Annotated in this window: 22 protein-coding genes and 2 tRNA genes; 7 read left to right on the forward strand and 17 right to left on the reverse strand. The window is 38.9% G+C overall.

What is annotated here, in order from left to right:
- The first annotated feature begins 27 nt into the window (after nucleotides 1-27).
- Nucleotides 28-1119, forward strand: a complete 1092-nt coding sequence (gene trpS / locus HNP77_RS03385; RefSeq protein WP_184651741.1) for a tryptophan--tRNA ligase — start codon at nucleotides 28-30, stop codon at nucleotides 1117-1119.
- Nucleotides 1120-1145: 26 nt separating this feature from the next.
- On the forward strand, nucleotides 1146-2309 hold the full coding sequence (alr, locus tag HNP77_RS03390; RefSeq protein ID WP_184651742.1) for an alanine racemase: 1164 nt from the start codon (nucleotides 1146-1148) through the stop codon (nucleotides 2307-2309).
- Here alr and HNP77_RS03395 read toward each other — a convergent pair.
- The 3 genes from HNP77_RS03395 to HNP77_RS03405 are packed head-to-tail and all read right to left on the reverse strand — an operon-like array spanning nucleotide 2243 to nucleotide 6028.
- A complete protein-coding gene (locus HNP77_RS03395; protein ID WP_184651743.1) occupies nucleotides 2243-3607 on the reverse strand; it encodes a bifunctional folylpolyglutamate synthase/dihydrofolate synthase in 1365 nt (454 codons plus the stop codon). The genes alr and HNP77_RS03395 overlap by 67 nt on opposite strands.
- Nucleotides 3604-4464 (reverse strand): hypothetical protein, encoded by an 861-nt coding sequence (locus tag HNP77_RS03400; protein WP_184651744.1) that lies wholly within the window; start codon nucleotides 4462-4464, stop codon nucleotides 3604-3606. The genes HNP77_RS03395 and HNP77_RS03400 overlap by 4 nt, the downstream gene beginning before the upstream one ends.
- Nucleotides 4445-6028, reverse strand: a complete 1584-nt coding sequence (locus HNP77_RS03405; RefSeq protein WP_184651745.1) for a GldG family protein — start codon at nucleotides 6026-6028, stop codon at nucleotides 4445-4447. The genes HNP77_RS03400 and HNP77_RS03405 overlap by 20 nt, the downstream gene beginning before the upstream one ends.
- Nucleotides 6029-6209: 181 nt before the next feature.
- Between HNP77_RS03405 and HNP77_RS03410 the strand changes: the two genes are divergently transcribed.
- Nucleotides 6210-6470, forward strand: coding sequence for a hypothetical protein (locus HNP77_RS03410; protein WP_184651746.1), 261 nt, complete (start codon nucleotides 6210-6212; stop codon nucleotides 6468-6470).
- Nucleotides 6471-6698: 228 nt separating this feature from the next.
- Here HNP77_RS03410 and HNP77_RS03415 read toward each other — a convergent pair whose 3' ends face one another.
- Together HNP77_RS03415 and HNP77_RS03420 are read right to left on the reverse strand one after the other, a co-directional pair.
- Nucleotides 6699-7445: an ABC transporter ATP-binding protein gene (locus HNP77_RS03415; RefSeq protein ID WP_184651747.1), complete on the reverse strand. Its 747-nt coding sequence runs from the start codon at nucleotides 7443-7445 to the stop codon at nucleotides 6699-6701.
- On the reverse strand, nucleotides 7435-8361 hold the full coding sequence (locus tag HNP77_RS03420) for a ribonuclease Z (RefSeq protein ID WP_184651748.1): 927 nt from the start codon (nucleotides 8359-8361) through the stop codon (nucleotides 7435-7437). The genes HNP77_RS03415 and HNP77_RS03420 overlap by 11 nt, the downstream gene beginning before the upstream one ends.
- A gap of 109 nt (nucleotides 8362-8470) precedes the next feature.
- On the opposite strand from HNP77_RS03420, the gene rfbD reads away from it, so the two are divergent.
- A complete protein-coding gene (gene rfbD, locus HNP77_RS03425; RefSeq protein WP_184651749.1) occupies nucleotides 8471-9427 on the forward strand; it encodes a dTDP-4-dehydrorhamnose reductase in 957 nt (318 codons plus the stop codon).
- Between the two features lie 220 nt (nucleotides 9428-9647).
- Here rfbD and HNP77_RS03430 read toward each other — a convergent pair whose 3' ends face one another.
- The 11 genes from HNP77_RS03430 to coaD form a co-directional block, all read right to left on the reverse strand.
- Nucleotides 9648-9950: a PG0541 family transporter-associated protein gene (locus tag HNP77_RS03430; RefSeq protein ID WP_184651750.1), complete on the reverse strand. Its 303-nt coding sequence runs from the start codon at nucleotides 9948-9950 to the stop codon at nucleotides 9648-9650.
- A 2-nt stretch (nucleotides 9951-9952) separates the two neighbouring features.
- A complete protein-coding gene (locus HNP77_RS03435) occupies nucleotides 9953-13153 on the reverse strand; it encodes an efflux RND transporter permease subunit (protein WP_184651751.1) in 3201 nt (1066 codons plus the stop codon).
- Between the two features lie 2 nt (nucleotides 13154-13155).
- Nucleotides 13156-14091, reverse strand: coding sequence for an efflux RND transporter periplasmic adaptor subunit (locus HNP77_RS03440; protein ID WP_184651752.1), 936 nt, complete (start codon nucleotides 14089-14091; stop codon nucleotides 13156-13158).
- Entirely contained in the window at nucleotides 14088-15512 is a 1425-nt protein-coding gene (locus HNP77_RS03445) for a TolC family protein (RefSeq protein WP_184651753.1), read from the reverse strand. Before HNP77_RS03445 ends, HNP77_RS03440 begins: the two co-directional genes overlap by 4 nt.
- Nucleotides 15509-16756 carry a TetR/AcrR family transcriptional regulator gene (locus HNP77_RS03450; protein WP_184651754.1) on the reverse strand — a complete coding sequence of 416 codons (1248 nt, stop codon included), beginning with the start codon at nucleotides 16754-16756 and terminating at the stop codon, nucleotides 15509-15511. The genes HNP77_RS03445 and HNP77_RS03450 overlap by 4 nt, the downstream gene beginning before the upstream one ends.
- 102 nt (nucleotides 16757-16858) lie before the next feature.
- Nucleotides 16859-17350, reverse strand: a complete 492-nt coding sequence (locus HNP77_RS03455) for a deoxycytidylate deaminase (RefSeq protein ID WP_184651755.1) — start codon at nucleotides 17348-17350, stop codon at nucleotides 16859-16861.
- A 105-nt stretch (nucleotides 17351-17455) separates the two neighbouring features.
- Nucleotides 17456-17528 (reverse strand) — tRNA-Gly (locus HNP77_RS03460).
- Between the two features lie 82 nt (nucleotides 17529-17610).
- Entirely contained in the window at nucleotides 17611-18357 is a 747-nt protein-coding gene (rnc, locus tag HNP77_RS03465) for a ribonuclease III (protein ID WP_184651756.1), read from the reverse strand.
- 124 nt (nucleotides 18358-18481) lie between these two features.
- On the reverse strand, nucleotides 18482-18715 hold the full coding sequence (gene acpP / locus HNP77_RS03470; protein ID WP_184651757.1) for an acyl carrier protein: 234 nt from the start codon (nucleotides 18713-18715) through the stop codon (nucleotides 18482-18484).
- A 22-nt stretch (nucleotides 18716-18737) separates the two neighbouring features.
- Nucleotides 18738-18926: a 50S ribosomal protein L32 gene (gene rpmF, locus HNP77_RS03475; protein WP_184651758.1), complete on the reverse strand. Its 189-nt coding sequence runs from the start codon at nucleotides 18924-18926 to the stop codon at nucleotides 18738-18740.
- 157 nt (nucleotides 18927-19083) lie between these two features.
- Entirely contained in the window at nucleotides 19084-19569 is a 486-nt protein-coding gene (gene coaD, locus HNP77_RS03480; protein WP_184651759.1) for a pantetheine-phosphate adenylyltransferase, read from the reverse strand.
- A gap of 113 nt (nucleotides 19570-19682) precedes the next feature.
- Here coaD and HNP77_RS03485 point away from each other — a divergent pair, with 113 nt between their 5' ends.
- Together HNP77_RS03485 and HNP77_RS03490 are read left to right on the forward strand one after the other, a co-directional pair.
- A complete protein-coding gene (locus HNP77_RS03485) occupies nucleotides 19683-20240 on the forward strand; it encodes a hypothetical protein (protein ID WP_184651760.1) in 558 nt (185 codons plus the stop codon).
- A gap of 59 nt (nucleotides 20241-20299) precedes the next feature.
- Nucleotides 20300-21028, forward strand: coding sequence for a HEAT repeat domain-containing protein (locus HNP77_RS03490; RefSeq protein WP_184651761.1), 729 nt, complete (start codon nucleotides 20300-20302; stop codon nucleotides 21026-21028).
- 81 nt (nucleotides 21029-21109) lie between these two features.
- Here HNP77_RS03490 and HNP77_RS03495 read toward each other — a convergent pair.
- Nucleotides 21110-21183: transfer RNA gene (locus HNP77_RS03495), tRNA-Arg, on the reverse strand.
- An 83-nt stretch (nucleotides 21184-21266) separates the two neighbouring features.
- Here HNP77_RS03495 and HNP77_RS03500 point away from each other — a divergent pair.
- Entirely contained in the window at nucleotides 21267-21854 is a 588-nt protein-coding gene (locus HNP77_RS03500; protein WP_184651762.1) for a Maf family protein, read from the forward strand.
- Nucleotides 21855-21989 lie beyond the last annotated feature (135 nt).

A 21989-nucleotide genomic window follows, 5' to 3' on the forward strand; every position in this document is an offset into this window, starting at 1 on the left:
TAAAAGAAGACAATAAAGGGGATTAATATGGCAGAAAATGAAATTGAATACGAGGCAAAAGGAACTTATGAGGCAGCTCTTGAAAAGAGCCGTCAGATTGAAGAGGATATAAAGGTTAATCCGTCAAAGTATCGGGTTCTTACAGGGGACAGACCTACAGGACGTCTTCATATCGGACATTATTTCGGTTCACTTCAGAATCGTGTACGGCTCTCAAAAATGGGTGTTCCGACCATGGTTCTCATTGCAGATTATCAGGTACTTACGGATCATGATGCTTTTGATCAGATAAGTCAGAATACCAAACAGCTGGTAATTGATTATCTTGCAGCAGGAATTGAGCCTGGAGAAAATACCATTATCTACCCTCACAGTTACGTTCCTGAATGTAATCAGCTCATGCTTCCGTTCCTTACTCTTGTTTCAAATTCTGAGCTTTCCCGCAATCCTACTGTAAAGGATGAAATTACAAAGTCTGATCTTGCTGTTGTTAACGCAGGTATGTATACATATCCTATTCATCAGGCATGTGACATTCTTTTCTGCAAGGGAAATGTTGTTCCTGTTGGAAAGGATCAGCTTCCTCACCTTGAGCTTACCCGTACGATAGCACGTCGATTTAATAAAAAATTCTGTAAAAAGACTCCTCCTGTATTTCCGATGCCGTATGCCCTTCTTTCTAAGACTCCGAGCATAAAGGGACTGGATGGAAGTGCTAAAATGAGTAAGAGCCTCGGAAATGCCGTTTATCTTTCAAGTACGGCAGACGAAACTGCAGCACTTATAAAAAAAGCAAAAACTGACGGGGAACGCGTAATTACTTATGATCCTGTAAACCGTCCGGAGGTTGCAAATCTTCTCATGCTCATTTCTTTATGTAACGGACAGGAACCTGAGGCAATTGCTGCTTCAATCGGTGACGGTGGAAGCGGAAAACTTAAGAGTGTTCTTACGGAAGCCCTTAATGAAGAGCTCCGTCCTCTTCGTGAAAAGCGTGCTCAGCTTGAGAAAGAACCTGATTATATCCGTCAGGTACTTACGGAAGGTGCAGGACGCGCCCGTGAAATTGCAGTAAAAACTCTTGATGAAGTTCGTTCTGCAATGAACATGGTAATATAATAAATAAAGAATCGGGAAGCATTGTCATGAGAGCTACCAGAGCTTTAATTCATCTTGATAATTTAAGGAACAACATACTTCAGATAAAGTCCTGTGTTGCTTCTGACGTAAAAATGTGTATTGCCGTTAAAGCTGATGCTTACGGACATGGTGCTGTTGAATGTGCCAGAACTGCCTGTGAGTGCGGGGCTGATTTTCTTGCCGTTGCAACAGTTGATGAAGGCATTGAATTAAGAAATGCGGGAATAAAGGTTCCTTTGCTCATGCTTAGCCTTTGTGCGCCGGAGGAAGTAAAAAATGCCGTTGCATATGATATTACTCCTTTGGTTTTTGATGCTGAGTACGCAGGTCTGTTTTCCAAAGAATGCACGCTTCAGGGAAAAAAAGATTTTTCCGTACATCTTGCTGTGGATACGGGAATGGGAAGAATAGGCTGTCTTCCTTGTGAAGCAGCTCAGACTGCTGCCGGTATTGCTGCGCTGGATAACATTGTTCTTGGAGGAATGTGCACTCACTTTGCAGTAAGTGATTCTCTAAAAGCTTCGGACTGTGAATATACAGAACGTCAGTTTAAGCTTTTTAAGGATGCTGTTGAAAGTGTCCGTAAGGCAGGCATAGATCCGGGAATATGCCATTGCTGCAATAGTGCCGCAACCCTTAATAATCCGGAAATGCATCTTGATATGGTACGGCCCGGCATCATTGTTTACGGTTATTATGCAGATGAAATTTCTAAAGAGTTTCTTGAGGCTAAGGGAATCAGAATTGATTTAAGACCTGTAATGACTTTTGAATCAGAGGTATGTGCCGTAAGAAGTTTTAGGGCCGGAGCTTCTATTGGTTACGGATGTACATGGACGGCAGACAGAGATACCAGAATTGCTGTCATTCCGGCCGGTTATGCAGACGGAATGCTTAGAAATTTTTCTACTGCAGGAGTTAAGGTAAGTGTGAATGGAAAAAACTACCCTATCCGAGGCAGAATATGCATGGATCAGTTTATGATTGAACTGGGTAATGATACTGAAACCTGTCGCTGGGATAAGGCAGTCATCTTTGGAGACAAGGATTTCGGAGCCCTGCAGACAGCTGATGATGTAGCCCGTCTTACAGGTACGATTTCTTATGAAATAACCTGCGGTATTTCTAAGAGGGTTCCAAGGGTCTTTTTAACTTCACATACAAGATAAAAACTTCCTGTTACAAGCAGAACGGCATTCTGCCGTGCTGCATTTTTTATTGCTGCAGGAATTGCTTTTGAAAAGTCTTCCGTAAGGATAAAGTCAATTTCCTTTTTTTCAAATGCAGTGCATATTCTTGAAATGTTACAACTTTTAACATTCCCTGGCTTTGTTACTGTAACTTCTGAAAATTCTTCCTGAAAGAAATCTGTCATGTCTTCGACGTCTTTATCAGCTGCACATCCGAACAAAAGGTGACGCGGGTGTTTTGTAAAAATCGAACGCAGGGTTTCTGTTGAGAAATTGATTGAGTTTACTGTATGAGCTCCGTCGAGGATTACAGGAACATCTGCAAAAGGATTTTTAATTATTTCAAACCGTCCTGGAAGAAATGCCGCAGACAAGCCTTCGGCTGTATTTTCAGCTGTAATTTCTTTTTCAAGAAGTTTTGCGGCAATTGAAGCCAGAAGAGCGTTTTCTCCCTGATATTTTCCAAGAAGACGGAGACTGGCCGTTATTGGTCTGTCATACAGACTGCATTTGATTGTAACAGGCATATAAAAACTGTAGCCGTCCTGTACAAAATCTGATGCAGTTACATTTCCCTGCTTTGAAGAGATGTAAACCGGAGCTTCTTCTGCTTCTGCTTTAAGACGAAATACATCCAGTACTTTTTTATTCTGGTCAAGAATAACTGCCGGTGTTTTATTTTTAATAATTCCGGCCTTTTCATAGGCTATTTTTTCAACTGTATTTCCTAAAAATTCCGTATGTTCCAGCTCGATTCTTGTTAAGACGGTTACAGAGCTTTTTATAATGTTTGTTGAGTCAAGGCGTCCACCTAATCCTGTTTCAATTACTGCATGAGTGCAACCTGCATTCTTGAAACATAAAAATGCATAGGCTGTAACAATTTCAAACCAGGTAGGCTTTCTTTGCCCCGGTAAAGTTTCTTGAGGTATGGAATTCAGACATTCCATAATCTGTATTGCTGATTGTTCGTAGATTTCGTCTGAAAAAAATCCCGACGGAGTACAGATTCTTTCCCTGAAATCAGTAATGTGGGGAGAAGTATATAATCCGGTTTTGAATCCCGAATGTTTAAGAATTGCTGCTGTCATTACGGCAACAGATCCCTTGCCTTTTGAGCCTGCAATGTGTACGGTCTTAAAATCATCCTGAGGATTACCAAGTTTCTCACAGATATATTTCATCGTATCAAGCCAGAAAATGTTTTTTACAGGAGTTTTCTCAAAGTTCAGGTAGCTGTCAAGCCAGTTAAAAAATGTTTCAAGTGTCTTTTTCATTTTTTCAGTCCGTTGTATGTTGTCTGACTGATTCTATAGCTGTAGTTAAAAATTGAAAAGTACTTCTGTTTTTCGGTGCTGTATGCTGTAAATGAAGGCCTTATAAGATACGTATCGTCCTGTTTTGTTATATAAAGTGTTGTCATGTTTCCGTTTTCTGCTGTATATCTTAAAATACTATCCGGATTCTGTTCTTTTGAAGAAAAGTCAGCTTCAGTAAGCCGGCCCCTTCTTAACGAACGTTCGCTTTCTTCCTGATTACCGGTAATAAATACTGGCTGTATATACGGATCGCACCAGAACGAACGGTCGGTAGTTAAATATGTGCCGGGAACTGCTGCATCGTATATTTTATCCTGGTTTTCCATTTTGAAAGGAATTTTCTGTTTGAATGTATCTTCTTTACCGAAGGTAATGTAAGTCAGAATGTTTCCGTTTTGTTTTGCCTGCAGGCAGATTCCTTCATCAGAAGAAATTCCGTATGCAGAATGAAATTCTCTTGATGAGGTAAGCAGTGTAATTTTTTTTATTTCAGAAAGATCTTCAATTAAAAGTGACAGTCTTTCCATGTCACAGGGAAAAACTTCCTTTTCTTTTTCAATGTCATTTTTTTCATTAACAGTACCATACCAGAATATGTCATTCTTTTTCAGGCTGATGCTTTCTCCTGTACTCAGATCAGTTATCTGGAACTCATCAATCTGCGAAAGATACTTTGTATTAAGTATTACAGAATCTTTTGACTTTGGTGAATTTTTTTTTGGAAGTAATGATATCACTCCCGCAATGATTGCCAGAAGAATAAAGTCAATAACATAAAAAATAATTATTCCTTTTTTAGTACTGATTTTTTTCATAAAATCTTCTCCTTCTGTAGAATCTTACTGCACAGTATGCTGCTATGTTTAAAATGACCGGTAATATTATTATGAGTGTATAGACTCTGTTTTTTGATTCAGATCTGTTTTCATTCTGCATTTTATTCAGAGTATTAGTTTGTGTGAATTTATATTTTAACTCTGAGAGTTCTTCCCTTCCGGTCAGTTTTAATATGGAATCAGATAAAAAATTCAGAGTACGGAAATCAGGAACGGAACTGGAGATGACATTGAGGATCTGTGTGTTGAATCCATATTGATCACCGTAAACAATCAGGTCAGGAACTTTTTTATTGGTTTTAGTAATCACTGCAGAGGTTACGGCAGTAAAATATTTTTCATCAGGTGTATATCGCGCAGACGTACTCGTCGTATATTTTCCGTCATAAGGTTTTAAATGCCATGACTTCTCAGATGTGTAAAGATATGGTTCTGCCCTATAGTTTTCCAGTTCTGAAACTTCTTCATCAATAACGATTCCTGACGGCCAGAATTGAATAAGTCCAAGAGGTGCATTTTTCTGTCTGCTTAATTCTGGCCAGAGGGGGTATCTTAATGATTTGCTGTTAATTGCATTGAGAGATGTTTCTGCCTGCCCTGCAGAAGAAATCTTGAGGCTCTGCTCATCACAGACCGGATCTTCATCCAGGTAAATACCGAAGGTAAAAAGCATCCGCTTAAAATATTCATTGCCTTTTATTATTTCCCATCCGTCAAGAATGTTTACTGTATAGTTTTGTGTTGCAATGAATGCTTTACCACCGGAAAGAATGTATCTTTCTAAAGCATCTGTTTCTTCTTTTGAAAATTCTGATGTTCCCATTATTATCAGGGGAGCTTCCGGTATGTTTCCAGAATTAAGAATATCTGTTATAAGAGGCTGAGTTTCCCTGTCTGAGACAGCAGATGAAATGTAAAATTCTACAGGTGTAAATCCCTGGTTTATAAGATATGACATCATGTATGAATAATCCTGATCAAGTCTTGCTCCGTTTCCGCAGACAATCATTACATAGTCAGTTTTTCTTTCCGTCAGGTTTGCTGTATATCTGGTAAGATTGTATTCAAGAGAAGATGGATCCAAAAGATAAGGAATTATGCTTCTGTCTGCACCGTAATCCATGACTATTGCTGAATAGACAGTCGTAAAACTTTCTGATTCTGATGTTGTTGTTTCTATCTGCTGAGCAGGAATGCCTTCAGTCTCAAGAAGTTTTTTTGTCTTAGTGTCAGAGGCTTCCTTTATTTCCAGTGAAATGTTTGAGTTTAAGGAAGCCCACTGGCGTAAAAGATATTCGGTATCTTTTAAGGTCGGATATCTGTCTAAAAGTGTCTGGCTTCTGTAGTATGTTACGGACAGCGGTTGAGAAACTGACTCTGCTGTATTTTCAGTTAATTCTGAAAAGGTATATTTTTTTGAAGATGTAAAGTCAAAGCGGTGAATCAGAATTATACTGAGAATAAGTAAAAGTACTGCGGTGATTATTGTGACTGCAGTTTTATGAAAGAGGTATCTGTCAGAAGGCTCCCTTTTTCGTTCCATAATGACTGAGGTCAGAACTGTAAAAGCTCCGGCTGTGATCAGAAAAAATGATATGTCTGAAGTATCAGCAATCCCCTTTCCTGCTGCATCAAAATGCCATGCAAACGAAAAATAATTAAGTGCTGAATATGAGAAAATGAAATCTGTGTATTGAGGCAGAATGTGAATTATATTTGTTATTATGAGTATCAGTGAGGATACTGTAAATGAAACAGATGCCCGTGAAAAAAAAACTGAAGTAAATACGGTGAATGAAAAGCATGCGGTACTGTATAAAAGCATTATAATCATGCTGCAAATAAACGAATTCAAATCAGGAGTACCGAATAAAAAAACACAGAAAGGTATCAGCATTGCCTGCAGGAGGGTAAAAAGATATGCTGCCACACATGAGATTATTTTAGCGGCAGTAACTTTAAGTGATGAAAAAGGAAGCCTGTAATCATCTTTTGAGAAAGCTGCATATGATGTACACAGTGGAAAATAAAGAATGTTCAGTGTTGAAAGCGCAAGAAAGAATCCCTGAAGATCAGAGGTTCCGGCAGGAGTAAAAAAACGGGAGCTTATAAAAAAATAAAGTCCTGAAGAAATAACATAGACTGCCGTAATGAAAAAATATGCGGGAGAAATCAGGAATTTGAAAACATGATATTTTATCAGGCTGATCATTTTATAGTTCTTCTCCCACTGTTTTTATAAATGCATTTTCCAGTGAATCAGTTCCGGTTTGTTCCTGCAGTTCTTTTTGCGTTCCGTTGGCTGCAATAAGTCCGTCTTTCATTATATAAATCCTGTCACATAAAAAGGCTGCTTCTTCTATACTGTGAGTTGAAATTATAATTGTTTTACCGGCAGAAAGTTTTTTTATTTCCATTCTTAATTTTTTTGTCTGAACAGGATCCAGACCTCCTGAAAATTCATCAAGGACAAGAACGGAAGGATCTGTACATAAAGTCTTTGCAAGATTTACTCTCTGGGCATAACCTTTTGAAAGTGCAGATGCTTTTACGTTTACAACGTCTTTAATTTCTGTAACTTCCACGCTTTTTTTTATGCGGTTATTAATTTCTTCCTTCGAATTGCAGTACAGGGACGCATTAAAGTAAAGAATTTCATTTACTGTAAGATTCTGTTCAAGACAAGGGGTTTCACTTACATAGCCTGCATTACGTCTTATTGATACAGGATCTTCCGTATTGCAGACAAGGACTTTTCCTGTTGTGGGATATTGAAATGCACAGATAATTTTTATTAGCGTAGATTTTCCGGCCCCGTTTTTTCCAAGAATACCGGTTATTTCACCTTTTGACGCAGAAAAATTTATGTTCCGGCACGCTGTTTTTTTTCCTTCGGGAACGGAGTATGTTTTTGTCACTCCGTTAAGGATTACTTCCGGTTGTTTTGATTCAGTCTTCATAGGGAATTTCAAAGTGCATTCTGTCCTTAGTGAGTATGGTTCCCGGATAAACTTCTCTGGCCTGTGCTGCAAGAATCTCAAGATCTTTATCCGTATATCTTGGACTGTAATGAATTAATGCCATTTTCTTTGAGCCCGAATCTCTTGCAATTACGGCACTCTGTCTTGAGGTCATGTGTTTTTTTTCTTTAGCCTGGTCTGCACAGTCATCTGCAAACATTCCTTCACAGATAAGAAGATCTGAACCCTGTACTTCTTTTGCTATGGAAGGAAGATACATAGTATCAGTTACGAAACTGAATTTTCTCCCGCTCCTTGCTTTTCCGACTACCTGTTCCGGTTTTATTTCTATTCCGTCTGAATTTATTATGCTTTCACCTTTCTGCAGTTTTCCCCACAACGGTCCCCTGGGAATATTAAGCCGTTCAGCTTCTTCCGGATTGAATTCCCCCGGGCGGTCTAGTTCTTCCAGTGTATATCCGACACAGACTTTTGTATGTTCAAGGGGAAATGCCCTGACATAAAAACCGTCGCCTTCATACACAACACCAGGGGCTGTTATTTCTTTTACGATTATCGGATAGTTTATGTACATGTCTAAAACTTTCCGGGAAGTTTCAATGTATTCTGCAATTTTCGGAGGTCCAAAAATATACAGCGGTTCAGTCCTGTCTACCTGGGCTGAAAGCATAAGTATGCCTGGAAGTCCAGTTACGTGATCTGCATGAGTATGGGATACAAATATGGCATTTATTTTTTTCCATTTAAGATTAAGACGCTTTAATGAAACTTGAGTTCCTTCTCCGCCGTCAAATAAAAACAAATCTCCATCACGGCGCAGAAGCACCGAAGTAAGGTGTCTGTATGGTAAAGGCATCATTCCGCCGCAACCTAAAACAAAGGCTTCCATGTTCATAATGAGAGAACTTTAACCGAAAAAAGCCTTTTCTTCAACAACGCTTTTGTTTATAATTACGTCTCTGAATAAAGTTTATATCAGAGTCTTTGTTTTTGCGGGAGGAAAAATGATCTGGTTAATCGGTTCCAGAGGAATGCTTGGAAGTGAAATTGCAAACATTCTTACTCAGAAAAATATACCGTGGATTGGCAGTAACAGTGAGGTTGACATAACTGACGTAAATGCCCTGAATAATTTTGCAGACAGTAATGATACTTCTGCCCGTCAGACTGGAAAATCTGTTTCAAAAGGGACAGTTCCCGGAAAAATTAACTGGGTTATAAACTGTGCTGCCTATACAAATGTGGATAAAGCTGAAGAAGAGTCTGAGACAGCCATGAAAGTTAATGCAGAAGGAGCTCTTAATATTGCCCGTACGACCCGTCGAATCGGTGCAAAACTCATACATATTTCGTCAGATTTTGTTTTTGGCGGCAATAAAAATACTCCGTATACGGAAGATGATATACCTGATCCCGTTAACGCATACGGAAAAAGCAAGGCTTTGGGAGAAGATTGCGTTACCAGCGAGATAACCCGGTATTATATTATCCGGACAGGATGGCTTTACGGATTCAACGGAAAAAACTTTGTATACACAATGACTTCCCTGATGAAAAATAACTCTTCTGTAAAAGTTGTCAACGATCAGAAAGGAACTCCTACAAATTGTATAAACCTTGCTTCCTTTGTGTACAGAATAATTGAAACATCAGAAAAGGCTGCCGGCCTGTTTGGAAAAAAATCTGCCCTTCCCTATGGCATTTATAATTTTTCTGATGGCGGAGAAGCCACGTGGTATGATTTTGCAAATGAAATTTACCGGATTGGAAGGAAGCATTCTGTTATTGAAAATGAATGTTCGGTAAATCCTTGTACTTCTCAGGAATTTGAAACTATTGCCAGACGTCCGTCATATTCTGTCCTTGATAAAACTCTGATTCAAAAATCGCTGGGATTAAAACTTTCCGACTGGAAGGACAGTCTTGAACAGTTTATAAAGGATAAGCGCTTTAATCCTTAAAAAAAAGGGGATGACCAATAAGTATGAGTCATTGCCGTGCTCGACACGGCAACCTCTTGTATTGAGGGGGTAGTACAAACCCTCAAAACGGCGAAGTCAAGGCTTTAAGCGTTAGCGTGCCTTGACTCGACGTATTGTAATTAAATAGATTTTCGGGTCGTGCCCGAAAATGACAGTTTTTAAACTTATTGGTCATCCCCAACCTTGTTGAATGTCTTTTTTAGAATTCTGAACTTTCAGAAACGAAACATGCAATACCTTCAGTAATGTAAAGTTTTCTGAGTTTTTCTACTGTTGCAATAAGTTTTTCAGCTTCGTTTTCATCACAGAAGATTATGTACATAATGTTAAGCTGCGGCCATACTGAATCTCCAAGGTGAGGATTTGAACAGCCTGCTCCCATTACCGGGTTTATTTTGGTAAATTTTTTTCCGATGCCTGCAGTAATAAATTCCTGGGTAAAATCTTCTTCAAGAGCCTGCGAACAGATTATTTCAACCCTGCAGCATTTTTTTCCGTCCATAATCATTTACCTCCGTTTATTCTGTCATAGGCTTCAATCTTCTTCTGATCCATAAGTGCTTTTTTAGCAGCCCGTTTCTGAGCTTTTTTGATTCTGCGTGAATTTACGATATAGTAAATTGTCGGCATAAGGAAAAGTGTCATGATTGAACCGAATGTCATTCCTCCAAATACAGTAAGGGAAATAGGCTGCATTGAAGCAGAACCTTCTCCCGGGAAGAATGCCATAGGCATAAGGGATATTACTGTTGTAAGAGTAGACATGAGAATAGGTCTGAGTCGGTTTTTGGCTGCCTCAACACAGGCTTCCATAAGTTCATAACCTCTTTTTCTGAGAAGGTTTGTGTAATCAACAAGAACAATACCGTTATTTACGATAGTTCCGATCAGAACAAGTACACCCATGATTGTAATTACGTTAAGCTGTGTACCTGTAAGGGCGTAGATTGCAATTACACCGATGAATGACAGAGGAATTGTAAGAATAACGATGAACGGATCGACCAGTGATTCAAACTGTGATGCCATGACTACGAATACAAGAATTGCTGCCATGAGCATGATTGCACCGAAGGCAGAAACAGCTTCAACTGTATCTTCGAATGCACCGCTGAAAGAAATGAGTACAGAATCATCTTTCGGAATATTGTCATTGATAAGTTTAGATATGTTTGACTGTACTACATCAAGAGACAAACCGAACTTTGGGTTTGCTGTAATCGTTACTTTTCTTGACTGGTTTTCGCGGAAAATCGTTACAGGTGCTTCATTCTGTTCATAGTATGCAAAGCTTGAAAGAGGAATTCTCTGTCCCTGCGAGTTGATTACAGAAAGCTGATCCAGATCTGCAAGTTTTGTCTTGTCCTTTTCTGACAGCTTTACTATTACATCAATGTCATCTCCGTTGTCTGTATAACGGCTTGCTGTAGTTCCATTGATTGCTGCCGAGATTTCAGCTCCTACATTATAAATGTTGAGTCCAAGTTCATACATGCGGTTTCTGTTTACAATGATTTCTGCCTGTGGAAGTCCGTCTTCCTGATCAGATGAAACTTCCGTTACCCATTCTCCGCCTTTTTCTTTAAGGAGTTTTTCGATGGCAGCTCCGGTTTCTCTTAAAGTATCAAGATCATCACATTTAACGTCTATGGAAATTCCTGAAGAACCTACGCTGTTCATGTTTGTAGAGAAAGAAAGCTTTGCTCCCGGATAGTCATTGAAGAATTTTCTCAGTTTTTCTTTTGCAGTTTTATCAGAGTCCCATCCTGCCTTTCTTTCTGATTCAGGGTATAAAGTAAATGTAACGGCACCTTCGTTTGTAGACGAACCTGCAGACATGACGCTGGTTCCTCCTACTGTTACGGAAGTATATTTTACTCCGGAAAGTACCTGAAGGGCTTTCTGTTCAAATTCTTTTACCGTTGCTTCCGTTGCTTCAAGAGTTGACCCTTTTGGAAGTTCAAAGGTTACACCTACAGATGTCGCTGCACTTTCCGGCATAAAGATGAATCCGATCCACTTAATGGAAACAATACTGATGACAAAGATTACGATAAGCGAAGCAATAAAAGATTTTCTGTGGTTCAGAACAAAGTTTACGCCTTTTGCATATGCATTATCCATACGGAGAAAGAAATTATTGAAAACCTTGTTTATTCCGTATGTTATTCCCGAGCCTTCTGAATTAAGCTTGTCAATCTTAAGGTAAGATGATGAAAGAACAGGAACAAGGGCCATTGCAACTATAAGGGAACAGGTCAGTGAGAAAATAATGGTCCATGCAAGGTTGTCAAACATCTGTCCCATGATTCCAAGTTTACTTTTGAATAAAAGCATCGGAAGAAAGATACAGATGGATGTCAGTGTACTGGAAGTGATAGAAGAAATCATTTCCTGAGAACCGAGAATTGCTGCAACTGTAAGTTTTGCATCCCTCTGCCTGTAGGCATAGATATTTTCAAGTACAACGATTGAGTTGTCTACAAGCATACCGATTCCAAGGAGAAGTCCGGCAAGAGAAATCATGTTAATGGTAATTCCCTTGAAGTACATAAGCATGAGGGTTACGAATACGGAAATCGGAATGCTGAGACCGATGATGAATGTACTCTTGAATGAGCGCAGGAATACGAAGAGAACTGCGATTGCAAGAAGTGCTCCAGTAATTACAGATTTTACGACTTCCCAAATTGTCTGTTCAATAATGTCAGTGGTATTTGAAGTTTCGACGATCTTTATATCTTCTGGAAGTTCAAGCTTAAGTTTTTCGAGAGCCTTGCGTACGTTTTTTGCAGCAGTAACGGAATTTTTTCCGCTCTGTTTCTGGATGTTAAGCATAACGCAGGCACTGCCGTCAAGAAATGCAAGTGTACTCTGATTTTTATAACCTTCATAAACATCAGCAACGTCACGAAGTCTTAATGTAACAATCTGAGGCGCAGACATGGAATTAACCATCTTTGTCTTATATGAAATTACTGTATTCTTAAGATCTTCAATACTCTGGTATTTTCCGTTTGTCTTGATGGTATAGTTTTTTTCATCACTTGAAATTGTTCCGCCTGAACTCTGAATGTTCTGAGCTCCAATCATCTGTGCTACCTGACTGATTGAAAGTCCATATGCTTCGAGTCTGTCTCGTGGAATTTCTACGTTTATTGACTTTTCACGACCACCGATTACATTTGCAGATGCAACTCCGTCAAGCTGTTCAAGCCTTGGCTGAATCACGTCTTCTGCATAGGCCCTTAATTCTTCCGGAGTCCGGTTACCTTCAAGTGTAAGCATCATTATAGGCATCATTGAAGGGTCCATTTTTATGGTTATAGGAGATGCTGCGTCATCAGGCAGATAACTTCGCACCATATCTATTTTGTCTCGTATCTCATTTGCAGCGGAATCAAGGTTTACTCCGTAGTTAAGCTCGAGAATTATCAGACTGAGCCCTGACATTGACCTGGACTGAAGCTTTTTAAGACCAGAAAGACCAGAAAGAGAGCTTTCGAGTGTTCTTGTCAGACTCTGCTCTACTTCTTCAGGACCGGCATTCGGATATGTTGTATATACAACCATGTATGGAAGTTCCATGTCAGGGAACATATCTACAGGAAGATTAAATGTACAGTAAATTCCCAGTGCAACCATTACTATAAATACAAGGAGGGTTGTTACTGGTTTTCGTACGCATTTTTCTGAAAAAGTCATTGTTAGTCTCCGTTTGCAGTTGAGATGACATTTACTGCTGCTCCGTCATTGAGAAGCGTCTGTCCCTTTACTATGATAACGTCTCCGGCTTTAAGTCCTTCTGTAATTTCTGTCTTATCATCAACGGTAATACCCTTCTTTATTGAAACAAGTTTTACAAAGGATTTTTCTTCCGTAGATTTTTCACTGTCAATTATGAAAATATAAGGTTTACCGTCTCTTGTAATAATCGAACTGTCCGGTACAACTATTGCATTGCTGATGCTCTGCGTAATAAGACGGACACGTGCATACATTCCGACTTTAATGAGGGAATTTTTTTCTGTAATGCGGAGTTTAATCTGCATCGTACGTGATGTGGTATCAAGTACTGGACTTACTTCAAAAACTTTTGCCTTAAACTCTTCACCAGGGTATGAATCAAATGTAAGGACAGCATTCTGGTTTTTAGAAATACGGCTTATAAAGCGTTCCGGTACGTTAACTTTTATTTCAAGATCATCCGTATTGCTGATTTTTGCAATTGACATTGATGGAGCAACCATGGTTCCGACTGTCGGGGCAAAAGATGTAAGTCTTCCGGCTATCGGTGCTTTCACAGGAGATTCGCTATATATATATCCTGGTCGGCTTGCATCGACATAACAGATAACTTCATCCTTTGATACCAGTTCTCCGATGCTTACTTTTATGCTTGAAATTTTTCCGGATACATCAGGAAGTACATCAACGGCAGAAACTGAGTCTACGTCTCCTCCGAATTCAAGATAACTGTCCAGATTGTCTGCTGAAGTTTTATATGCATTCACAGCATATACAGCATCATTCTTTTCTGCTCCTGCAGCCGCGTCTTTTTTACTGCAGGATGCTGCGATACAGCACAGCATTAAAATTACAGAAGCTGTAATAATCGTGTTTAATGATCTGTTCTTTTTCATTTCTTGTCTCCATTTCCGTCAGTACGGGTTAAAGTTGTATTAAGTGTATTTTCAAGATCAAGTAAAGCAGAAATATAGTTGAATTTCTGGTTTGCAAGTCCGAGTTTTGCCTGATTAAGAGAGTTTTCCGCATCCCTGAGGTCAAGAAGTTCTGTTGTTCCGCTTCTGTAAGCCTTAAGGGTAGCATCGTATGCTCTCTGTGCAAGGGAAATATTCCTGCTCATATTTTCAATCTGGGCCTTAGATTCAATAAGCGTATCTACAGCTTTCCTTACCTGAACTTTCTGATTTTCAGAAAGTGTTTCCCTTGTCATGGCAAGCTGTTTTTTTACCTGCTTAAGGTCTTTTGCCTGCTGCTGGTTTGTAGACCATGGAAGCATGTTTGTCAGATTCCAGGCAACTGTAAGACTGAGGGAACCTGAATCGTACCACATGTCATCCTTTCCGATGTCTCCTGCAAAGCTGAATGCTTTTCCCATGTAAGCAGGCTGCCATGAATAGTTCAGGCTTAATGCCGGAAAATAAGTTGCAAGGGTAAGTGTTTTCAGACCGAGGTTTGTAAGGTGAATGTTTTCATTGAGAGACTGAAGGTCAAGTGATGAATAACCGTACTGCTCAATGAGAGTGTCATAATCAACCTTTACGTATTCCGGTTCAATGGTTCCGTTAAGAGTGATGTTTGTTCCTACCGGAAGGCCTATGAGGAATGCAAGCATATCAAGAGACTGACGGTAAGATCTTTCTGCCTGCTCAAGATCAGGTTTCTGATTTTCATAGCTTACCTGAGTCTGAAGGAGGGAAAGTTCAGGAATAAGACCGTTCTTGTAGTTTGCTTCTGCCTGTTCTGCTCTTTTACGCGCATTCTCAAGGGTTGTTCTCTGAATATTCAGACTCTGTTCCTGAAGGAGAAGACCGTAATATATTTTTTTAATGTTTATTATTGTATCACGTCTTGTCTGTTCCCATGTTATTTTCTGCAGTTCATAGTTTGCATGACTCTGCATGATCTGTCCGATGTATGCAGGTGTAAAAGTCCACCCGAAAGTAAAACCTCCTACAACTGCCCATCGGGATTCTTCGTCTGCGAAATCTGATGCAGCTTCAGTGTGTGTAATTGACGAAATCAGCTGATTCATTGCTGCTGAACTTGGAGAATACTCTGTTGAACGGTTCATGGTTCCGGTAAGGGACATATTTGGAAGAAACACGTTCCAGCTGTTTGCTGAAGCTCTTTTTTTCATTTCCAGATCTATATCTGAACTTTTCAGAGTTTTGCTGTGTTCAATTGCATATTCTACTGCCTGTTCAAGAGTAAGTGTTACCGATTGTTCGGAAACCCTTTCCTGTGCATGAATGACAGGATGTAATGCTGCAAGCATCAGACATGTTCCGGCTGCAATTTTTTTGAGATGGATGATCATTTTATACCTCCCTGACTGTTTAATTCTTTATCAAGTACAAGTCCCTGTTCTATCATTTTAAATGTTTCCCTAAGGGCTGCACGGGTTATATTGTCCGTGAAACCGTGTTTTTCACCATGAAAAATTGTGAATACCGGCATTATGAATATCCAGTTTGTAATTATTTCATAGTTTTTAGTTCCGAATCCAAGTTCCGGAACACTTTTTGTTACGGGATTTTTTTTGAAGAAATCTTCGATAATCTGCTGCATGTTGAAATTTGGATTTGTACAGATTTTTTCACCGAAGTTTTCTGTAAGCTGCAGCCATTGAAATACGTTTATAAGCTGCGGGCGTGACAGGAGAAATTCCAGGCTTGTTGACATTATCAGAAATACTCTTTCCTCCATTGTCTGACCGCAGTACTGGTTTTCAATTACTGCTGTTAAAAGCATGTCCAGTTCTTTATAAATTATTTTTGAAAAAAGATCGTTTTTATTTGTAAACCATGTATAAAGACTGCTTTTTGCCATACCCAGTTCCCTTGCAATTTCTTCAAGGGTGACATTTTTGTAACCGTTTTTCTTTATGGCTGAATTCAGTGCGATTATTATTCTGTCAGGAGGATCAAGGTCTTTTATTGAATCTCGTACAGACTGTTCCAGCTCGGCAAATCTGAGTTCTGTAATCTGTGAAATTGAATTTTGAAGTCCGTTCAGAATTAGTGTTCCTGCGGCCTTATAGAAATCTTCATCAGAAAGTGATATTTCAGGACATTTTTTTCTGGCAGAAACCATGCAGATAATAGTTGCAGTTGAAAAAATTGTTTTGACGTAAAAATCAAGACTGTTTATAGACCCGTCACTGGTCAGAATTTCATTAAAAATCGGAAGCTTTCTTTTTTTCATTTCTATGATCAGATTATCCTGACTGTTTTCTGCAGCTGAAAGCATGTAAAAAGATACGAATGATGTGTTTTTATGTATGAACTCAAGTATCAGTGCAAAAGCTTCAGACGGCTTATCTTCTTTTATTTTATCTGAAAATCTTTTCAGTACGTCGTAGAATGAATCGTAAACAATCCTGAACATTTCTTTTTCAAGAGAATTTTTATCCCTGAAATGTCTGTAAATGGCAGTCTTTGTTATACCTGCTTTTTTTGCAATTCTGCTTAAAGAGGCATCTGAGAAATTCATCTCGTAGAGGGAGAATGCTGCGCTGAGGATTTTGTCTCTTGTAGTTGATTCAGGTATTTTGTTCGTCATATTTTAGTTACCGAACAATCGGTAACTAAAATGTATAGCAACGGCTACATAATGTCAATATTTTTATATTTGTTTTAAGAAATTTTATGACTGATTGAATTTTTACATATCTGCATAAGTCTGAACGGAATCTTCCAGGTGTTCAATTCTTATTCCAGCCTCACTGAACATCTTTATGGAATCTTCTTCATCATGGTAGTGTTTTTCGCAAACTACCCTTTTAATTCCGCAGTTTATGATGAGCATTGCACAGGTGCGGCAGGGAGTCATTTTGCAGTATAGCGTTGCACCGTCAATGGCTATTCCGCGTTTTGCAGCCTGGCATATTGCATTCTGTTCAGCATGAACTGTGCGGACGCAGTGATTTGTGATGGAACCGTCTGCATGAATTGATTTTCTAAAAAGATGCCCTGCTTCATCACAATGGGGTAATCCGGCAGGACTGCCTACGTATCCTGTAACTAAAATCTGATTATCCTTTGCGATTACACAGCCGCTTCTTCCTCTGTCACATGTTGCTCGTTTTGCAATAGTGCGGCTTACTTCCATAAAGTATTCGTCCCATGTAGGACGTATGTATTTTTCTTCACTCATAATCAGAATATAGCGTAAAAAACATATTTTAAGGAAGATGTAAAAATTAAGTATAAATATTTTAAAATAAAAAAAGTTCTGATTAATGTTAATCAGAACTTTTAGAGCGGCAGAAGGGAGTCGAACCCTCGTCTCCAGCTTGGAAGGCTGGGGTAATGAGCCGTTATACGACTGCCGCGTTGATGTTTAAGACTATATGCTTTTGTAAAAAAAATGTCAATAGCATATTCAAAAAAAATTAATTTTTTTTTTGATTTTTTTTATTTTATCTGCAAAAGCATACATGCAGATCTTGCAGCTTCCTGCTCTGCTCCTTTTTTTGATTTTCCGGTAACCGGACCGTAAATGGTGTTTCCAAGTTTTACCTGTACTTCAAAAGTTTTGTCACAGTCAGGACCGTAAGTTCTCAGCAGTTCATAAACCGGAGTTTTCCTGCATTTTTTCTGGTAGTATTCCTGAAGTATGGTTTTATAGTCTTTGTTGCCCGTGTTTGTTTGTACTTTTCGTATTTCAGGCACTATGAGCCGGTCGACAAGTTTTTCTGCACTCTTATATCCTGAATCAAGATACAGAGCTCCTATTACAGCTTCAACTGCATCCGCAAGAATAGCTTTCTTATGCCGGCCTCCTGTTATTTCTTCTCCTTTTCCCAGTACAAGTACAGAATCAATATGCATTTTTTCAATTGCAATTGGAGCAAGCGTCTGTTCACTGACGACATTTGATTTTATTTTTGCAAGATCTCCTTCTGCGTTGTTTTCCATGTCATCATACAGAAAAGCTGCCGTTGCCAGTCCGAGAACACTGTCTCCAAGGAATTCCAGTCTTTCATTATTTCTGTATTTATACGCTTTATTCTCATTTGAGTAAGAGCGGTGTGTCAGTGCCAGGTCCAAAAGGGTTAAATCCCTGAATTTTATTTCGAGGTTCCTGCAGAATTCAAGAAGGACATGTTTTCTTTCTTGAGACAGGGTATGTTTTTCAAAAAAATAATCATCAAGTTTCATTTTGTATAACTGTGAGGTTTCTCCCGAAGGTAAAGTTTATGAAGTGGTTTTATTATAACCTAATTTAAACAAAAAAAAACACAGTATGTAAATACTGTGTTTTATAAACAACCTTACGGTTTACTTATTTCTGTGATTTAATGTAATCGTAGGCATCTTTTACAGTTTCGAATTCGTTAGCCTTGTCATCTGGAATCTGAACGCCCATTTCTTCTTCAATAGCATAAACCAATTCGTAAGTATCGAGACTGTCTGCTCCAAGGTCTCCGCGGAATGAAGATTCCAATGTAACTTTTGCTGGATCGATCTCAAGTTTTTCAGCAATAAGCTTCTGCATTTTTTCGAACAATTCGTCCATTTTTTTGCTCCTAAAGTTTTTTTTAGCCGTTAACTTCTGGTGTGATCACCTGACGTCCGCGGTAGAAACCGCATTTCTGACATACATGATGCTGGAGAACAAGGTTTCCACAGTTGCTGCATTCAACAAGATGCGGAGTATCAAGATGCATGTTCACGCCTCTTCTTCTTTTAGTTACAGCTTTTGAAGTTTTTGATCTAGGTACTGCCATAATATATCCTCGCTATAGTTTTTAGTTATCTGTGTATAACGTTTCAGATACTACAACAGATTACCGAATCATGTCAAGAATTATACTGCCAATTTGGAATATGTCAATTATTTTTTCTTAACATTTTGTCAAATTTTGTCATTTTGTCATAAGAAATTCAAATTTTTATGTTGTATTTTTCTTTAAGTGCTTTTTCAACTGCAGGAGGAACCATCAGGCTTATGTTACCTCCCAGTCGCGCAACTTCCTTTATGCTGCTGCTTCTGATCAGAAAATACTTTTGTTCAGTAGGCATGAAAAGTGTTTCTACCTCACTGTCAAGAGAACGGTTCATGAGTGAAAGGTCAAACTCATAGGAAAAGTCTACGGTGTTGCGAATTCCCCTGAGCAGGACTTTCGAACCTGCTTTGGCGCAGTAATCAACAACAAGGCCGTTCCATTTGTGCACCGTTACATTGCTGAAGTCTTTTGTAAGTTCCGTGAGAAGGTTAAAACGTTCTTCTTCTGAAAAAAGTGTTTTCTTGTCAGGGTTTACCGATATGAGCACGTCTATGCTGTCAAAAAGAAGGCTTGCCCTTTTTATAAGGTTCAGGTGACCGTAGGTAGGCGGATCAAAAGTTCCCGGAAATACTGCTTTTGACATATAATCTCCATGATTCTTGCTTATTGTATCTTGTGCCTGGATTTTATCAAACGGCAGAATGTTTAACAATATAAAAATTGACGTAAAATATGATTAGTAGTAGACTGAAGAATATGAAAAAGATTATTTTTAAAACACTCTCAGCTATCGTATGTGCATCAGTATTTTTTATTTCATGCGCAGGTACTAAGGCGGAGGGAGGCTCTCAGGTGGAAAATGTGCCGGCTGCAGAAACTCCTTCAGTTCCAGGTGATGCAGAATATCAGCGTTCAAAGGGTAATGTTGATGTTTCTGAAGAAGAATTCACGAATGATAAAAAGCAGATTCTTGTTACCATTACAAAACTTGAAGCAATTATGGCTAATATGGATTACAGCGGATGGTACTCGTATCTTGATGAAGAAAGCATTGAGTACTGGTCTAAAAGCGTTAATCTTAAGAGGGCTGCCGGTCGTCTTCCGGTTAAAGGCCTGAAACTTAATTCTCTCAGTGATTATTTCAAGTTTGTATTTGTTCCAGCCCGGGCCGGACGTACCATTGATGAAATCCGTTATGAGACAAAGGATACGGTTAAAGTAGTTCAGTTCCAGGAAGATACGGATACTATTTATTATAATTTTAATCGTATAGACGGAAAGTGGAAACTGCACCTTCCTGCTCTTGATGACTGATTGATTTTTTAAGGTTTTTACTATAAATTAATTAATTGAGATATTATTTGGAGGACAACATGAAAGTGTCTAAAATTTTGTGCGGATGTTTATTCGTACTGACCGCTTCCTACATTTCAGCTCAGAATTCGACAAATCAGAATACATCAAAGCGTTCTGAAACGACTGTAGAACAGGATTATCTTAGTAACGTAGAAGATGCAATTATTACGGAACTTGCTGCTTCAGATGATTACGACAATAAGCTCGTTGCGTTGGAATATCTTGAAAATGCAGTATCAGCAGGACGTGCTTCTCCTGATATGGTAGCAGCCCTTGACAGTCTTGCAGGAGAAGGAATCAACAAACTTTCACGCAGCAACGGCCGCGTAATGAATAATTTCCCTGATATCCGTGCAAAAGCCTGTGATCTTCTTGGAGAGATTCCTACGGAAGCCTCAAAGAATACACTTGTGGGAATTGCAGCAGAAGACAAGGAGCCTATGGTTGTAACTGCAGCTATCCGTTCTCTTGGTAAGATTGGTATAAATGAAAATGATGAAGTTATTTCGACAATCGAATTCATTCACAGAAAATATGCAGCTTTGAATCCGACAAGTTCACTTGCCCTCGAGGTTCTTAATGCATATGAAAGTCTTGCTCCAACAGTTCAGGATAAATCAGCAATGATTCAGTCTATTTCTGAAATTGCAACAAATTATCGTTACGTAACTCCTGTACGTCAGAAGGCACTTAACCTTCTTCGTTCCATGCAGAGTAACGGAAGTTCTTCTGGAAAATCAAAATAATTTGTTGTTTTCTGAAACTTTATAGATAAAAAAAAGGAAAACTGAAGTGCTTTTCTGCTCTTTAGTTTTCCTTATTTTTTTTGGGAGATACGGGATTCGAACCCACAGTCTTCGGCTCCGGAGGCCAACGCTTTATCCAGTTAAGCTAATCTCCCCTGCTCTTACTTTCCTGCAAAGATATCGGTTTGCAATGATTTAGTCAATTAAAATCTAAAACTGAAACAGAGTATATTTAATTATGAAAAAAATAATTCTTGCTTCATCTTCTCCTCGCCGCATGGAACTGCTGGACAGAATGGGTATTCCTTATGAGGTTTTCCCTGCAGATATTGATGAATCTTACCCCCATGATATTGATATTCTGGACGTGAGTTCTTTTATTGCAGAAAAAAAAGTAATGGCAGTTAGTACAAAAATAAAGGAAACAGATAAAAAATCTCTTGTTTTAGGTGCTGATACAGTAATTTGTACTGAAAATTTAATTTTAGGAAAGCCATCTGACAGAAATCAGGCTGTTGAATACCTCCATCTCCTTCAGGGAAAGATGCATAAAACGGTCTCCGGCATTGCACTCTTTAACGGTGAAAATGAAACGGTTACTGTAAGAAAGAGCGTTAATAATGTTTTTTTTAAGTCTATGACCGATGATGAAATTGAATGGTACGTGAATACAGAGGAATGGAAAGATGCAGCCGGAGGATACCGTATACAGGGTAAGGCTTCTTTCTTTATAGAAAAAATTGAAGGAAGTTACAGTTCTATTATGGGCTTGCCTCTTTTTGAGCTATATGATATATTGCGCTCGCAGAATTATTCCTTTCTTTAAGGAAAGTGCCGGGTACTGAAAAAAAATGGTTGTGTGCCATCTCAGTACTACGAAATCATCCGGGCTGCTTTTGCAGTCACGAGAATTAAGGTCAGGTGGAAGAATTCACCTTTTCAGGTAGAAAATCTTCCGGTG

The sequence above is a fragment of the Treponema rectale genome (assembly GCF_014202035.1).
Taxonomy (GTDB): Bacteria; Spirochaetota; Spirochaetia; order Treponematales; family Treponemataceae; genus Treponema_D; species Treponema_D rectale.

Bases quoted from the DNA above. Each gene is read 5' to 3' on its own strand.
- trpS (WP_184651741.1), top strand. From the start codon at position 28: ATGGCAGAAAATGAAATTGAATACGAGGCAAAAGGAACTTATGAGGCA.
- alr (WP_184651742.1), top strand. From the start codon at position 1,146: ATGAGAGCTACCAGAGCTTTAATTCATCTTGATAATTTAAGGAACAAC.
- HNP77_RS03395 (WP_184651743.1), bottom strand. From the start codon at position 3,607: ATGAAAAAGACACTTGAAACATTTTTTAACTGGCTTGACAGCTACCTG.
- HNP77_RS03400 (WP_184651744.1), bottom strand. From the start codon at position 4,464: ATGAAAAAAATCAGTACTAAAAAAGGAATAATTATTTTTTATGTTATT.
- HNP77_RS03405 (WP_184651745.1), bottom strand. From the start codon at position 6,028: ATGGAACGAAAAAGGGAGCCTTCTGACAGATACCTCTTTCATAAAACT.
- HNP77_RS03410 (WP_184651746.1), top strand. From the start codon at position 6,210: ATGAGTATCAGTGAGGATACTGTAAATGAAACAGATGCCCGTGAAAAA.
- HNP77_RS03415 (WP_184651747.1), bottom strand. From the start codon at position 7,445: ATGAAGACTGAATCAAAACAACCGGAAGTAATCCTTAACGGAGTGACA.
- HNP77_RS03420 (WP_184651748.1), bottom strand. From the start codon at position 8,361: ATGAACATGGAAGCCTTTGTTTTAGGTTGCGGCGGAATGATGCCTTTA.
- rfbD (WP_184651749.1), top strand. From the start codon at position 8,471: ATGATCTGGTTAATCGGTTCCAGAGGAATGCTTGGAAGTGAAATTGCA.
- HNP77_RS03430 (WP_184651750.1), bottom strand. From the start codon at position 9,950: ATGGACGGAAAAAAATGCTGCAGGGTTGAAATAATCTGTTCGCAGGCT.
- HNP77_RS03435 (WP_184651751.1), bottom strand. From the start codon at position 13,153: ATGACTTTTTCAGAAAAATGCGTACGAAAACCAGTAACAACCCTCCTT.
- HNP77_RS03440 (WP_184651752.1), bottom strand. From the start codon at position 14,091: ATGAAAAAGAACAGATCATTAAACACGATTATTACAGCTTCTGTAATT.
- HNP77_RS03445 (WP_184651753.1), bottom strand. From the start codon at position 15,512: ATGATCATCCATCTCAAAAAAATTGCAGCCGGAACATGTCTGATGCTT.
- HNP77_RS03450 (WP_184651754.1), bottom strand. From the start codon at position 16,756: ATGACGAACAAAATACCTGAATCAACTACAAGAGACAAAATCCTCAGC.
- HNP77_RS03455 (WP_184651755.1), bottom strand. From the start codon at position 17,350: ATGAGTGAAGAAAAATACATACGTCCTACATGGGACGAATACTTTATG.
- rnc (WP_184651756.1), bottom strand. From the start codon at position 18,357: ATGAAACTTGATGATTATTTTTTTGAAAAACATACCCTGTCTCAAGAA.
- acpP (WP_184651757.1), bottom strand. From the start codon at position 18,715: ATGGACGAATTGTTCGAAAAAATGCAGAAGCTTATTGCTGAAAAACTT.
- rpmF (WP_184651758.1), bottom strand. From the start codon at position 18,926: ATGGCAGTACCTAGATCAAAAACTTCAAAAGCTGTAACTAAAAGAAGA.
- coaD (WP_184651759.1), bottom strand. From the start codon at position 19,569: ATGTCAAAAGCAGTATTTCCGGGAACTTTTGATCCGCCTACCTACGGT.
- HNP77_RS03485 (WP_184651760.1), top strand. From the start codon at position 19,683: ATGAAAAAGATTATTTTTAAAACACTCTCAGCTATCGTATGTGCATCA.
- HNP77_RS03490 (WP_184651761.1), top strand. From the start codon at position 20,300: ATGAAAGTGTCTAAAATTTTGTGCGGATGTTTATTCGTACTGACCGCT.
- HNP77_RS03500 (WP_184651762.1), top strand. From the start codon at position 21,267: ATGAAAAAAATAATTCTTGCTTCATCTTCTCCTCGCCGCATGGAACTG.